The organism is Prevotella sp. P5-126 (assembly GCF_002251185.1).
Classification (GTDB): Bacteria; Bacteroidota; Bacteroidia; order Bacteroidales; family Bacteroidaceae; genus Prevotella.
In genome coordinates, this window is the sequence record NZ_NPIZ01000001.1 from 89839 (window position 1) to 101795 (window position 11957).

The following is an 11957-nucleotide window of genomic DNA, read 5'->3' on the forward strand; positions in this document are numbered from 1 at the left end:
GGGAAAAAGGTGATTAAACACACCGATGACCTAAGGACTGATTGTGCTTAGTTGCAAATGTGATACTAAAAATCGGTATTTATGTTAATATTGTTAAAATTAACGAAGATAATTAACGAATAAGTACCCCCATGTTTGTAATATCGCTAACTTTGCAGACATGAAGAAATCCACAATCTGGGCAATAGCCATTATCATGGGACTCTCGTTCCTGGTGCTGCTCTTCCTTCAGTTCTCTTATGCAGAAGAGATGATCAAGATGAAGAAGGAGCAGTTTGACGAGAGTGTCAACCGAAGTCTCTACCAAGCCTCGCGCAACTTAGAGATGAACGAGACGCTGAGGTATTTGGAAAAGGATGTCAACGAGACCGAGCGCCGGGCATTCCGACAGGATTCGGTGATGGTCGATGGACTGGACGGAACCATCAAGCACTCACATCAGTTCTCGGTAGCTACCGACGACGGAACAGTCTATTCTTCCTTCCAGATGAAATCGTTTGAGATGAAACCCGCTAGCGTACCCAAAGGCATGATCATCCGCAAAGACAAGAGTTCCATCTCCGAAGCTGCCAAATCCATGCAGGAGATTGTGCGCAAGCGCTATGTTTATCAAAAAGCACTGTTGGACGAGGTGGTCTATAATATCCTTTATACCGCCAGCGACAAATCCCTCAAGGAACGTGTGAATTTCAAGATGCTCGACCAGGACATCCGTGCCGAGCTCCTCAACAACGGAGTGAATATTCCCTATCATTTCACCGTCTCTACCACCGACGGCCGTGAGGTCTATCGCTGTCCTGACTATACTGACGAGGGAGAAGAGTACAACTATTCGCAGTTGCTCTTCCGCAACGACCCGCAGTCGAAGATGGGCCTGGTGAGAATCCACTTCCCTGAGATGAACAGCTACATCTTTTCATCGGTGCGCTTCATGATCCCGTCCATCATCTTTACCATCGTATTGCTCATCACCTTTATCTTTACCGTGGTGGTGATCTTCCGACAGAAACGCTATACTGAAATCAAAAACGATTTCATCAACAATATGACCCATGAGTTGAAGACACCTATTGCTTCCATCTCACTGGCTGCGCAGATGATGAACGACAATACCGTGACCAAGACAGAAGCCATGACCAAACATCTCGGTGGGGTGATTGCCGATGAGTCGAAACGCTTGCGTTTTTTGGTAGAAAAAGTATTGCAGATGTCGATGTTCGACAAGAAGAGCATCGTGTTCAAGAAGAAAGAACTCGACCTCAACGAGATGGTTGAGAATATCGCCTCTACCTTCTCATTGCGAGTGGAACATACAGGAGGAAAGATATTTACCGAGATAGAAGCGGTGGATTCAGCCATCTATGTGGATGAACTGCATTTCCAGAATGCCATTACCAACCTGATGGATAATGCCGTGAAATACCGCAAACCCGAAGAGCCGATCAATATCTTCATCCGCACATGGAACGATAACGACCGTCTGTACCTCTCCATACGCGACAACGGACAGGGCATCAAGCGCGAGAATATCAAAAAAGTTTTTGAGAAGTTCTACCGCGTGCATACGGGCAACAAACACGATGTGAAAGGCTTCGGTTTGGGACTGGCGTATGTCAAGAAGGTCATCGACCTGCATCAAGGTGAAATCAAATGTGAGAGCGAACTGGGCAAGGGTACTAAGTTTACCATCTCCCTCCCCGTGCTCCACGAACAATAAATAAGAATAAACAAAAATAGAATAATAACATCTAAACATTCATGATTATGGACGACAAACTGAAAATTCTTCTTTGCGAAGACGATGAAAACCTCGGAATGCTTTTGCGTGAGTATCTGGCAGCTAAAGGTTACCAGGCAGAACTTTGCCCCGATGGAGAGGTAGGCTACAAAGCTTTCCTTAAGACCAAATTCGATATTTGTGTACTCGATGTCATGATGCCGAAGAAAGACGGTTTTACTTTGGCACAGGAAATCCGTAGTGCCAACGCAGAGATCCCCATCATCTTCCTTACTGCAAAGACCCTCAAAGAGGACATCCTGCAAGGTTTCAAAATCGGTGCAGACGATTATATTACCAAGCCTTTCTCCATGGAGGAACTCGTTTCACGTATCGAGGCCATCCTGCGCCGTGTACGTGGCAAGAAAAGCAAGGAGAGTTCGGTCTATCACATCGGTAAGTTTGTGTTCGACACCCAGAAGCAGACCTTGACCATCGGCGACAAGGTGTCTAAGCTGACTACGAAGGAGAACGATCTTCTGGGCTTGCTTTGCAGCCATGCCAACGAGATTCTGCAGCGTGATTTCGCATTGAAGACCATCTGGATTGACGACAACTATTTCAATGCACGCTCTATGGACGTTTATATCACCAAGTTGCGTAAACACTTGAAAGACGATCCGCAGATAGAAATCATCAACATTCACGGCAAGGGTTATAAGTTGATTTCTCCAGAAGAAGACTAAACCGCTGTTACCTTTGTGAACCCAGTATAGACTGGCGGGTTGCCTTACGAAGTGTAATCCGCTGGTTTCAGTAATATAACATACCGACAAGATTTTATTGCATGGATATAAAAAGTGCTGAATTTAGTTTGAGCGCACCAATGGTAAGCATGTGTCCCAACGACACAAAACCAGAATATGCCTTCATCGGCAGGTCCAATGTGGGCAAGTCGAGCCTGATCAATATGCTGACCAACCGACGCAAGTTAGCAAAGACTTCAGCAACACCTGGCAAGACCTTGCTTATCAACCATTTCATCATCAACAAAGAGTGGTATCTCGTCGATCTGCCGGGCTACGGCTATGCGAAGCGCTCCAAGAAAGAGGTGGCAAAACTCGATCAGATGATCAGAGGATATATTCTGCAACGGGAGCAGATGGTCAATGTCTTTGTATTGGTGGATTCGCGACACGAACCGCAGGCGATAGACCTGGAGTTTATTGATTGGCTCGGACAGTCAGGAGTGCCTTTCGCCATCGTGTTTACCAAAACCGATAAGTTGAGCGGAGGCAAGGCCAGTCAGAATATTGCCAATTATAAGAAGAAGTTGCAGAAAACATGGGAGGAACTCCCGCCGATGTTCCTGACATCCTCCGAAAGTCGGCAGGGTAGGGACGAACTCCTGGATTATATTGATAGTATCAATCAACAACTGAAGGGATAGTATGGCGAAGGACACTCCGTATGTTGATGTGCAAAACCTCTCCAAATCGTTTGGAGCACTTCAGCTGTTCGACAACATCAGTTTCTCCATAGCCGAAGGACAACGCGTGGGACTCGTTGCCAAGAACGGTACGGGAAAATCCACACTTCTCGCTGTCCTTGCGGGCAAAGAGGGATGCGACAGCGGCGACATCGTCTTCCGTCGCGACCTGAGGGTTGGATTCCTGGAACAGTCTCCACGGTTCGACCCTGACGAGAGTGTGCTCGATGCCTGCTTCAACCACCAGGGCGATCCCGATAAGGTGTTGAAAGCCAAACAGGTGTTGACGCAGTTGAAGATTCGCGACCTCAACCAACCCATGCGGCAGTTGAGTGGCGGACAGCAGAAACGTGTCGCACTCGCCAACGTGCTGCTCACCGAACCTGATCTGCTGATTCTCGACGAACCCACCAACCATCTCGACCTGGAGATGATAGAATGGCTCGAAGGCTACCTCTCGCGAGGCAACCGCACCTTGCTCATGGTCACCCACGACCGATTCTTCCTGGACCGCGTCTGTTCGGTCATCCTCGAACTCGACGACCGTACGGTCTATACCTATCGTGGCAACTACGCCTATTACCTCGAAAAGCGACAGGAGCGTATTGATGCGAGACGCGCAGAAATTGCCCGTGCCAACAATCTCTATCGCACCGAACTGGAATGGATGCGCAGAATGCCACAGGCGCGAGGCCATAAGGCACGCTACCGCGAAGAGGCTTTCTATGAGTTGGAGAAGGTGGCTAAGCAGCGCATGGAAGAGCGCCAGCTCCGCCTCAAGGCGAGCAATGTATATATCGGCAGTAAGATCTTTGAGTGTCAGTACATCTCCAAGCGCTTTGACGATGTGGTCATCCTCAAGGATTTCTACTATAACTTCTCACGCTTCGAGAAGATGGGTATTGTGGGCAACAACGGCACGGGAAAATCCACCTTCATCAAAATGCTACTGTCTCAGGTGCAACCTGACGAAGGACGTATCGTCATCGGCGAAACGGTGCGCTTTGGCTATTTCTCGCAGGAAGGCTTGCAGTTTGACGAACAGATGAAGGTCATCGATGTCATCACTGCCATTGCCGATTATGTTGACCTGGGTAGCGGAAAGCGCCTGACACCGTCCCAGCTCTTGCAGTATTTCCTGTTTACACCCGAACAGCAGCACAACTACGTGTATAAGTTGAGCGGTGGCGAGCGACGCAAACTCTACCTCTGTACCGTGCTGATGAAGAATCCCAACTTCCTGGTACTCGACGAGCCCACCAACGATCTCGATATTGTGACCATGCAGATCCTCGAAGAGTATCTACAGGATTTCCCCGGTTGCGTGATTGTCGTCAGCCACGACCGCTATTTCATGGATAAGGTGGTCGATCATCTCCTGGTTTTCAAGGGACAGGGCGAGGTTAAAGACTTCCCCGGCAACTACAGCCAGTACCGCCAGTGGCTCGCCATGGAAGAAGCGGCAACGGTCAAGGATAACAAGGAACCGAGGGGAAAGACTGCCAAGTCCTACCGGCATGATGACCGGCGGCGAATGACTTACAAAGAGCGGTTGGAGTTTGAGAAACTCGAAAAGGAAATCGCACAACTCGAAGAGGAACAGCACCTGATAGAAGATGCCCTATGCAGCGGTACGCTGTCTGTCGATGAACTCACCGAGAAGAGCAAGCGCCTGCCAGTGCTTCAAAGCGAACTCGATGAGAAGTCGATGCGGTGGCTTGAACTTTCAGAGATAAAAGACGAATCGAGGAAATAAACGAATCGGGAAAATAATACCAAAGAAATGATCAGTCAGCAATATCCGTCGCAGTTGCTCGAAAGAGCCGTGCAGGAGTTTTCCAAACTCCCTGGCGTGGGCCGTAAGACAGCACTTCGCCTCGTGCTTCATCTGTTGCGACAAGAAGATCAGGACGTACAGGCTTTTGTGGAGGCCGTCAGTCGCCTGAAGCACGATGTCTGCTATTGCAAAACCTGTCACAACATCTCAGATGCTGAGCGATGCCCCATCTGTGCAGACCCAAGGCGCGACGCCACTACGGTCTGTGTCGTGGAGAACATCCAGGATGTCATGGCGGTGGAAAACACTCAGCAGTATCAGGGATTGTATCATGTGTTGGGCGGAGTCATCTCACCCATGGACGGCATTGGACCCTCCGACCTTGAAATCGATTCGTTGGTCAAGCGGGTGGAAGAAGGGGGAGTCAGGGAGGTAATTCTCGCACTCAGCCCGACCATGGAAGGTGACACCACCAATTTCTATATCTTCCGCAAACTCGCTCCCTATGATGTCAGCATCTCTATCATCGCACGGGGTGTGTCTGTAGGCAACGAACTGGAGTATACCGATGAGGTGACCCTCGGAAGGTCTATCGTCAACCGCACGCCGTTTGAGGGCAAATGACCGCTACAAATTATTTATATCTATAAGAAACGGTAATAATCTCTGTAGCATATAGCAAACGAATAAACAACAAACGAAATGGCTAAGACAATATCCTATCTGCAACACCGGCTGATGATGACCTTCTGGACCATCCTGACACTTACCCTGCTAATCACCGTACTGCTGCGCACCACCGATTGCTGCGCAACTCTGCAGGTGATCTCCAATCCTGTCGTGGAATATGTAGTCGATATGGTAGCAGTATGCCTCACTATCGCATTCGTACCCCTTGCCTTACGACTCATGTATTGCCAGTCCGTACGCCGCAAGTTGCCCGAGAAGTATGCCCGTTGGGCATGGACACGCCAGTTGCTGCTCCAGTCGGTATTTGCCATCGATGCGGTATGTTACGGACTCTTCGATAAGGCATCCTATTTCTATCTCGCCATCATCTCACTGTTGGCAATGGTATTCGTCTATCCCTCGCAAAAACGCTGTGAGGCAGAGACAAGCAAAAGCGAAACGGAATGAAAAAACTCTCTGTCGTCATCGTAAGCTATAATGCACGCCAGTATCTCGGACCCTGTATCCGTAGCGTAGAACAGGCGATGAAAGGTATTGACGGAGAAATCATCGTCGTCGATAACCAGTCGTCCGACGGCACCGTCGAAGACCTCAAGGCCCATTTCCCGCAGGTGCAGGTGGTGGAGAGTGGGGGAAATATAGGTTTCGCAAAAGCCAACAACATCGGCATACGGTTGAGCCACAGCCCCTATGTGCTGCTCCTCAATCCCGATACCGTGGTGGGCGCCAATACACTCCGTCAGACCGTCGATTTCATGGAACAGCATCCGCAGGTGGGAGCAGCAGGAGTCCAGATGCTCAATGCTGACGGAACACGCGCACCGGAATCACGGCGAGGACGCCCCACAGCCCTTGTCGCTCTGTATAAGATGTGTGGACTGGCACGCCTCTTTCCCAACAGCCACCGCTTCGCACGCTATTACATGAGTTGGCTGTCATGGTCAGAACCGGCGGAGATCGATGTGATCAGCGGAGCCTTCGCCATGTTGCGCCGGAAGGCACTCGACCAGGTGGGACTGCTCGACGAAGATTTCTTCATGTACGGCGAAGATATCGACCTCTCCTGTCGCCTCCTCGATGCAGGGTGGCACAACTGCTATCTGCCCTGTAAGATCGTACACTATAAGGGAGGATGCAGCGACAAGACCACCGTCAGTTACGTCCGTGTGTTCTATAAAGCCATGATCATATATTATCGGAAACATCATGCACAGACCAATTTCTGCATCAGAAAACTCGTGGAACTCGCCATCTGGATTCGTGCATTGTTGGCCATGATAGGCATCCTGCCCTCACGACTGGTCAGAACACGCGTCAAAACCATTATCACCCCTCAAGACTTACTCACATGAAACAATTACCCGTTATCACCCTCCGTGCCATGGAACCCGAAGACCTTGAAGTGCTCTATACCATCGAGAACGATCGTTCCCTGTGGGACATGGGAACCTCCAATGTGCCGTATTCCCGCTATTCACTCCGCGACTACATCGTTCATGCCAGTAATGATATCTATGTCGATCGGCAGGTGCGGCTGGTCATAGAAAACAGCGAACACCAGGTAGTGGGACTTGCCGACCTTGCCAATTTCGACCCACAGCACCTCCGTGCCGAACTCGGACTGGTGGTACTTCGCCAATACCAGCGCCGGGGATATGCCGAAGCTGCCGTGGTACAGGTCCTCGATTATGCCCGTCATATCCTGCATCTCCATCAGCTCTATGTCATCATCGACCAGCGCAACGAAGCTGCCTTGCAAATCTTCCGTAAATACTGTTTTATAGCAGGCAGGCCCCTCAAAGATTGGCTATTTGACGGGGAAAAATACCATGATGCCAGCTTTTTTCAAAGAATTTTATAACTTTTCTTTAAAAAGGTTTGGTGGTTTCAAAAATTCTCACTACCTTTGCACCCGCTAAACAAGAAAAGACTGGTGCGTTAGTTCAGTTGGTTAGAATGCCTGCCTGTCACGCAGGAGGTCACGAGTTCGAGTCTCGTACGCACCGCCACTCTTTTCAACGCATAGCAAAGGTGCGTTAGTTCAGTTGGTTAGAATGCCTGCCTGTCACGCAGGAGGTCACGAGTTCGAGTCTCGTACGCACCGCTGAAACAAAGCTCATTGAAGAATATTCAGTGAGCTTTTTTATTTGTCGGCTGCCGAAACGGGCAGTAACGCTATTGTAGATGCTGACATAAACAACAATAATAATGAAAACAAAACAACTGATAATACTCGTTGGCGCGATGCTCTGTTGCGCAGCGTCGCTGATGGCACAGGCAAAACCGTCCGTTGCCATCCTTGGAGATTCCTACAGCACCTTCAAAGGCTATGTGCAACCCGATACCAATGCCGTTTGGTACCCACAGTCTGATGTAAAAAACAACGATGTGCAAGATATCACCCAGCTCTGGTGGTATCAGTTCATCTGCGACAACGGTTTCCGCCTCAGTCAGAACAATTCGTTTTCAGGAGCAACCATCTGTCATACAGGCTATGATGAGGCAGACTATAGCGACCGGTCGTATGTCACCCGCCTAAACAACCTATTGCCCGCAGACCTCATCTTCGTTTTCGGAGGCACGAACGACAGTTGGGCGAAATCGCCTATCGGCAACTACCAGTACGGCGGTTGGAGCAACCGGGATCTCTATCAGTTCCGCCCCGCCATGGCATATCTTCTTGACGGCATCCAGAAACGCTATCCCGGCACCACAGTCTATGTCATCATCAACGATGGCTTGACCGACGAGATCACCACGTCGATGAAGACCGTCTGCGACCATTATCAGGTGAAATACATCCAATTGGAATGCATCGACAAACAATGGGGACACCCCTCACAGAAAGGCATGAAACAGATTGCTGCGCAGGTGGCAAAAGCGGTATGCCGTCAATAGCGTCCGCCATGCTTGATGCCACCCACATAAAGGACGATGCCCCCCACAATCAGCAGTAGTCCTGTGGTCAGCAAACCATTGGTGGTATGGTGCAGGAAATATGCCGTGGCAAGAGTTATCACGCCAGATAGAATCAGCAAAATTCCTATGGAGGCAAATTTTTTATTCATAGAAAAGGCATTTCTGTGTTGTAATTCGTTAAAAATTAGTGCAAAGATACAAAATAATTGCCGATAAATGACGGAATTAACAAAAAAATCAGTACCTTTGCACCCGCAATTTTGCAAAAGTAACACAATTTTTTATTTTAAACAGTATGAATCAATACGAAACCGTTTTCATTTTGACTCCCGTTTTGTCTGATGAGCAGACAAAGGAAACGGTCGCTAAATTCACCAAACTCCTTGCCGATAACGGCGCAGAGGTTGTGAACGAAGAGGCCTGGGGTATGAAGAAGATGGCTTACGCCATTCAGAAGAAATCTACAGGTTTCTACTACCTGGTAGAGTTCAAGGCTGAGCCCAATGTGATCAAGAAGCTCGAAACAGCTTTCCGTCGTGACGAGAAAGTTATCCGTTTCCAGACAGTTAAACTTGAAAAGCACGCTATCGAATATGCTGAGAAGCGTCGCAACAAAACCGGTAAAAAAGAGGAGGCTTAAGTTATGGCAGAACAATCAGAAATCCGTTATTTGACAGCTCCTTCTATCGACACTAAGAAGAAGAAGTATTGCCGTTTCAAGAAGAGCGGCATCAAGTACATCGACTACAAAGATCCCGAGTTCCTGAAGAAGTTCCTGAACGAGCAAGGCAAAATCCTGCCCCGTCGTATCACTGGTACCTCACTGAAGTATCAGCGCCGCGTGGCTCAGGCTGTTAAGCGTGCTCGCCAGATTGCACTGCTTCCTTACGTAACTGATATGATGAAATAAATAAGGAGGAGGACGACAATATGGAAATTATACTGAAAGAAGATATTATCGGTCTGGGTTATAAGAACGATATCGTAAATGTAAAGTCTGGCTACGGCCGCAACTATCTGATTCCTCAGGGTAAGGGCGTTATCGCTTCTCCCTCTGCTAAGAAGATTCTCGCTGAGAACCTCAAGCAGCAGGCTCACAAGCTCGCAGCTATCAAGGCTGAGGCAGAGAAGAAAGCTGAAGCTCTCAATGGTGTTGAGTTGACTATCACTGCTAAGGTGAGTGCTACCGGACAGCTCTATGGTTCTGTCAATGCTAACATCGTTGCTGATGAACTCAAGAAGCAGGGTCACGACATCGATCGCAAGATCATCACCATGCGCGATGCTAAGATGGTTGGTGATTACGCTGCTACCATCCACTTCCACAAGGAGGTTGAGGTTGTGATTCCTGTAAAGGTTGTTTCTGAGGCAGCTCCCGTTGAGGAGGTAAAGGCTGAAGAGGCTACTCCCGCTGTTGAAGAAGCTCCCGCTGTTGAGGAGACCTCAGCTGCTACAGAAGAGTAATATTCTGTAAATCAATACATAAGTTATTAACATAAGAGGGTGCGCATACGTATGTGCGCCCTTTTTTCAGCTAACAGCCCAGCATCTCGGTGCGCAATTCGGGGGAGGGGAAGTTGGAGTGATCAATGAAACCACAAAACTCAGAGAATAGATGAAACGTATTGTGACAACGATGTTATGCGGATTTTACCTGTCTTGCGCCGCAGCACAGCATGTCAGCGGTCAGTATATCACCGATGGACATTGGGATTTGAAGAAAAACGTCAATTGGGTCAACCTTCTCCGACTGAATCTGAGTATTACCCTGGGCAAGGGGTCTGTTGAGGCAGCCACCATCCATGTTGCACAAACCGACCATAGCGTAATTGGCGACTGGCAGGGATTTTGCAATATCGATGCTGAGAACACCCTAGCAGCCATTGCCGTATTGGGATACATGCACCAATGGGACAACGCCCATCTCTTTGCAGGAGTGAGAAATGTCAACGAAGACTTCTTTACCTCCGACGTCACAGCCCTCTTCATCAACAGCTCATGCGGCATCTTTCCCACGATTGCCGCCAGCTATCCTATTGCCAACTACCCCTTGTCGGGACTCACCCTCTATTTCGACGTGACAAAAGGCGAATGGACCTTCCGCAACAGCCTGTATAATGGAGTAGGGTATAAAGGGTGGAAGCGTCATGACAATCCGTTCTTGGTGCGCCCCAAGCGTGATGGTATGTTCAACATCTCCCAACTGGAATACGCTCATCGAGGTGCCCGCTATTTTGCCGGTGTTGCCATCCACTCCCGACAGTTCCCCGTTGGCAGCGACAGTGAAAACAGCTCTTCTGATGCATCGTGCGACGTGTCTAAAAATCATGATGACGATGCTCCCGCGCGCCATACCAGTTGCGCCTGGTGGCTCTATGGCGAACAACCCTTGTGGACAACCGACGGGAAGGCGGTACTCGGCATGGTGCAATACTCCGAGAATACCAATCGCAACAGCACCTGCTACCGCTATGCAGAAGTAGGCTGCGCCTATCGTGACGACCGCAACGAGTGCGGACTCTCCGGACAATATGCCCGCTATTACAACGGAACAGAGTATTCCGCAGAAGTCACGTGGAAACACAAGTTGACCGAGTCCATAGCCCTTCAGCCCAGTTTCCAGTATATCAGCAATAGCGATGGAAACTACACCGTCGCCAGTCTGCGCCTCTATTTTGATTTCTAATCCGTCACAATTGTTATCTCACAAAAAAATGCTAATCTTTCCATAAAATACCGATGCTATGCAAGAGATTCTCATGACCCCCGATGTGTGTATGAAATTCCTGGTCTGGTCGTACTACTACCACGACCTCCTGCCAGAGCAGCACATGAGTTACAAGACCTGTGGTCGGTTCTCCGAGGAAGATGCCCTCCGCCTTGACGAACTGAAAGACATGCTTTTTAAGTGTTTTGAAGTGCAGTCAGTCCTTAACGCCTGCCAGCAGTTCCGTTTGGCGAAACTGCGTCAAGAACCCTGTCCCTTCACCCAACAAGACCTCGACCGTATGTTTGCCACCGAAGTAGAGTAGCACGGCACACGGATTTTTTTCTGATTTCCATTTTCAGAAGGTGACTACCAACCGCAATTATCGCCATAGCAATCATCATTCTCGCAGCAGCAATCATCATAATCTAAAAAACAAATAAATTTAACGTGAGTTCGACGAATTAGAATAAGGTCAATTGTCTATCAATAGTCCTTTGAACGGCAATTGTAGGTTTCTTAGGAAAGAAACAATATGCTGCCAAAGCTCCAAGAGTATTGACAATGAAGTTGTCGAAAGATCTGTGTCTGGAATGTTCCACCTGTGCAATATTCTTAAGTTCATCGTTAACGGTCTCTATGATAGCCCGCTTTCTAA

Annotated in this window: 16 protein-coding genes and 2 tRNA genes; 16 read left to right on the plus strand and 2 right to left on the minus strand. The window is 48.8% G+C overall.

Annotated features, from left to right (window positions below):
* Positions 1 to 160 precede the first annotated feature (160 nt).
* From CIK90_RS00385 to CIK90_RS00435, 11 genes are all read left to right on the plus strand, one after another.
* A complete protein-coding gene (locus CIK90_RS00385) occupies positions 161 to 1717 on the plus strand; it encodes a sensor histidine kinase KdpD (RefSeq protein ID WP_094390765.1) in 1557 nt (518 codons plus the stop codon).
* Positions 1718 to 1764: 47 nt separating this feature from the next.
* Complete coding sequence (locus tag CIK90_RS00390) at positions 1765 to 2463, plus strand: response regulator transcription factor (protein WP_094464053.1); 699 nt, start codon at positions 1765 to 1767, stop codon at positions 2461 to 2463.
* Positions 2464 to 2564: 101 nt separating this feature from the next.
* On the plus strand, positions 2565 to 3167 hold the full coding sequence (gene yihA / locus CIK90_RS00395) for a ribosome biogenesis GTP-binding protein YihA/YsxC (RefSeq protein WP_094464040.1): 603 nt from the start codon (positions 2565 to 2567) through the stop codon (positions 3165 to 3167).
* Between the two features lies 1 nt (position 3168).
* Positions 3169 to 4962 (plus strand): ABC-F family ATP-binding cassette domain-containing protein, encoded by a 1794-nt coding sequence (locus CIK90_RS00400; RefSeq protein ID WP_094464041.1) that lies wholly within the window; start codon positions 3169 to 3171, stop codon positions 4960 to 4962.
* 27 nt (positions 4963 to 4989) lie between these two features.
* Complete coding sequence (gene recR, locus CIK90_RS00405) at positions 4990 to 5607, plus strand: recombination mediator RecR (RefSeq protein WP_173815116.1); 618 nt, start codon at positions 4990 to 4992, stop codon at positions 5605 to 5607.
* Positions 5608 to 5685: 78 nt separating this feature from the next.
* Positions 5686 to 6120 carry a hypothetical protein gene (locus tag CIK90_RS00410; protein WP_094464042.1) on the plus strand — a complete coding sequence of 145 codons (435 nt, stop codon included), beginning with the start codon at positions 5686 to 5688 and terminating at the stop codon, positions 6118 to 6120.
* Complete coding sequence (locus tag CIK90_RS00415; protein WP_094464043.1) at positions 6117 to 7025, plus strand: glycosyltransferase family 2 protein; 909 nt, start codon at positions 6117 to 6119, stop codon at positions 7023 to 7025. Before CIK90_RS00410 ends, CIK90_RS00415 begins: the two co-directional genes overlap by 4 nt.
* Positions 7022 to 7534 (plus strand): GNAT family N-acetyltransferase, encoded by a 513-nt coding sequence (locus tag CIK90_RS00420; protein ID WP_094464044.1) that lies wholly within the window; start codon positions 7022 to 7024, stop codon positions 7532 to 7534. The genes CIK90_RS00415 and CIK90_RS00420 overlap by 4 nt, the downstream gene beginning before the upstream one ends.
* 71 nt (positions 7535 to 7605) lie before the next feature.
* Positions 7606 to 7682, plus strand: a tRNA-Asp gene (locus CIK90_RS00425).
* Between the two features lie 21 nt (positions 7683 to 7703).
* Positions 7704 to 7777 (plus strand) — tRNA-Asp (locus CIK90_RS00430).
* A 104-nt stretch (positions 7778 to 7881) separates the two neighbouring features.
* On the plus strand, positions 7882 to 8571 hold the full coding sequence (locus CIK90_RS00435) for an SGNH/GDSL hydrolase family protein (RefSeq protein ID WP_094390759.1): 690 nt from the start codon (positions 7882 to 7884) through the stop codon (positions 8569 to 8571).
* Here the strand turns inward: CIK90_RS00435 and CIK90_RS14020 are convergent.
* On the minus strand, positions 8565 to 8741 hold the full coding sequence (locus CIK90_RS14020) for a hypothetical protein (protein ID WP_158214652.1): 177 nt from the start codon (positions 8739 to 8741) through the stop codon (positions 8565 to 8567). The two genes, CIK90_RS00435 and CIK90_RS14020, sit on opposite strands and share 7 nt — an antisense overlap.
* A 146-nt stretch (positions 8742 to 8887) precedes the next feature.
* Here CIK90_RS14020 and rpsF point away from each other — a divergent pair, with 146 nt between their 5' ends.
* The 5 genes from rpsF to CIK90_RS00460 all read left to right on the plus strand — a co-directional run bounded on the left by rpsF (position 8888) and on the right by CIK90_RS00460 (position 11624).
* The gene (rpsF, locus tag CIK90_RS00440; protein WP_094390758.1) at positions 8888 to 9232 is read left to right on the plus strand and encodes a 30S ribosomal protein S6; all 345 of its coding nucleotides are present in this window, start codon (positions 8888 to 8890) and stop codon (positions 9230 to 9232) included.
* 3 nt (positions 9233 to 9235) lie between these two features.
* Positions 9236 to 9502 carry a 30S ribosomal protein S18 gene (gene rpsR / locus CIK90_RS00445; RefSeq protein ID WP_094390757.1) on the plus strand — a complete coding sequence of 89 codons (267 nt, stop codon included), beginning with the start codon at positions 9236 to 9238 and terminating at the stop codon, positions 9500 to 9502.
* A gap of 20 nt (positions 9503 to 9522) precedes the next feature.
* On the plus strand, positions 9523 to 10056 hold the full coding sequence (gene rplI / locus CIK90_RS00450; protein WP_094464045.1) for a 50S ribosomal protein L9: 534 nt from the start codon (positions 9523 to 9525) through the stop codon (positions 10054 to 10056).
* A 151-nt stretch (positions 10057 to 10207) separates the two neighbouring features.
* Positions 10208 to 11278 carry a carbohydrate porin gene (locus tag CIK90_RS00455; RefSeq protein ID WP_094464046.1) on the plus strand — a complete coding sequence of 357 codons (1071 nt, stop codon included), beginning with the start codon at positions 10208 to 10210 and terminating at the stop codon, positions 11276 to 11278.
* A gap of 58 nt (positions 11279 to 11336) precedes the next feature.
* Positions 11337 to 11624 carry a hypothetical protein gene (locus CIK90_RS00460; RefSeq protein ID WP_094390755.1) on the plus strand — a complete coding sequence of 96 codons (288 nt, stop codon included), beginning with the start codon at positions 11337 to 11339 and terminating at the stop codon, positions 11622 to 11624.
* Positions 11625 to 11763: 139 nt separating this feature from the next.
* On the opposite strand, the gene CIK90_RS00465 is transcribed toward CIK90_RS00460, so the two are convergent.
* On the minus strand, positions 11764 to 11957 hold a 194-nt coding region (locus tag CIK90_RS00465; protein WP_216820902.1), incomplete at its 5' end, for a transposase.

What these genes read in the sequence shown, in the direction of transcription:
- CIK90_RS00385 (WP_094390765.1), top strand. Translation starts at nt 161, where the DNA reads ATGAAGAAATCCACAATCTGGGCAATAGCCATTATCATGGGACTCTCG.
- CIK90_RS00390 (WP_094464053.1), top strand. Translation starts at nt 1,765, where the DNA reads ATGGACGACAAACTGAAAATTCTTCTTTGCGAAGACGATGAAAACCTC.
- yihA (WP_094464040.1), top strand. Translation starts at nt 2,565, where the DNA reads ATGGATATAAAAAGTGCTGAATTTAGTTTGAGCGCACCAATGGTAAGC.
- CIK90_RS00400 (WP_094464041.1), top strand. Translation starts at nt 3,169, where the DNA reads ATGGCGAAGGACACTCCGTATGTTGATGTGCAAAACCTCTCCAAATCG.
- recR (WP_173815116.1), top strand. Translation starts at nt 4,990, where the DNA reads ATGATCAGTCAGCAATATCCGTCGCAGTTGCTCGAAAGAGCCGTGCAG.
- CIK90_RS00410 (WP_094464042.1), top strand. Translation starts at nt 5,686, where the DNA reads ATGGCTAAGACAATATCCTATCTGCAACACCGGCTGATGATGACCTTC.
- CIK90_RS00415 (WP_094464043.1), top strand. Translation starts at nt 6,117, where the DNA reads ATGAAAAAACTCTCTGTCGTCATCGTAAGCTATAATGCACGCCAGTAT.
- CIK90_RS00420 (WP_094464044.1), top strand. Translation starts at nt 7,022, where the DNA reads ATGAAACAATTACCCGTTATCACCCTCCGTGCCATGGAACCCGAAGAC.
- CIK90_RS00435 (WP_094390759.1), top strand. Translation starts at nt 7,882, where the DNA reads ATGAAAACAAAACAACTGATAATACTCGTTGGCGCGATGCTCTGTTGC.
- CIK90_RS14020 (WP_158214652.1), bottom strand. Translation starts at nt 8,741, where the DNA reads ATGAATAAAAAATTTGCCTCCATAGGAATTTTGCTGATTCTATCTGGC.
- rpsF (WP_094390758.1), top strand. Translation starts at nt 8,888, where the DNA reads ATGAATCAATACGAAACCGTTTTCATTTTGACTCCCGTTTTGTCTGAT.
- rpsR (WP_094390757.1), top strand. Translation starts at nt 9,236, where the DNA reads ATGGCAGAACAATCAGAAATCCGTTATTTGACAGCTCCTTCTATCGAC.
- rplI (WP_094464045.1), top strand. Translation starts at nt 9,523, where the DNA reads ATGGAAATTATACTGAAAGAAGATATTATCGGTCTGGGTTATAAGAAC.
- CIK90_RS00455 (WP_094464046.1), top strand. Translation starts at nt 10,208, where the DNA reads ATGAAACGTATTGTGACAACGATGTTATGCGGATTTTACCTGTCTTGC.
- CIK90_RS00460 (WP_094390755.1), top strand. Translation starts at nt 11,337, where the DNA reads ATGCAAGAGATTCTCATGACCCCCGATGTGTGTATGAAATTCCTGGTC.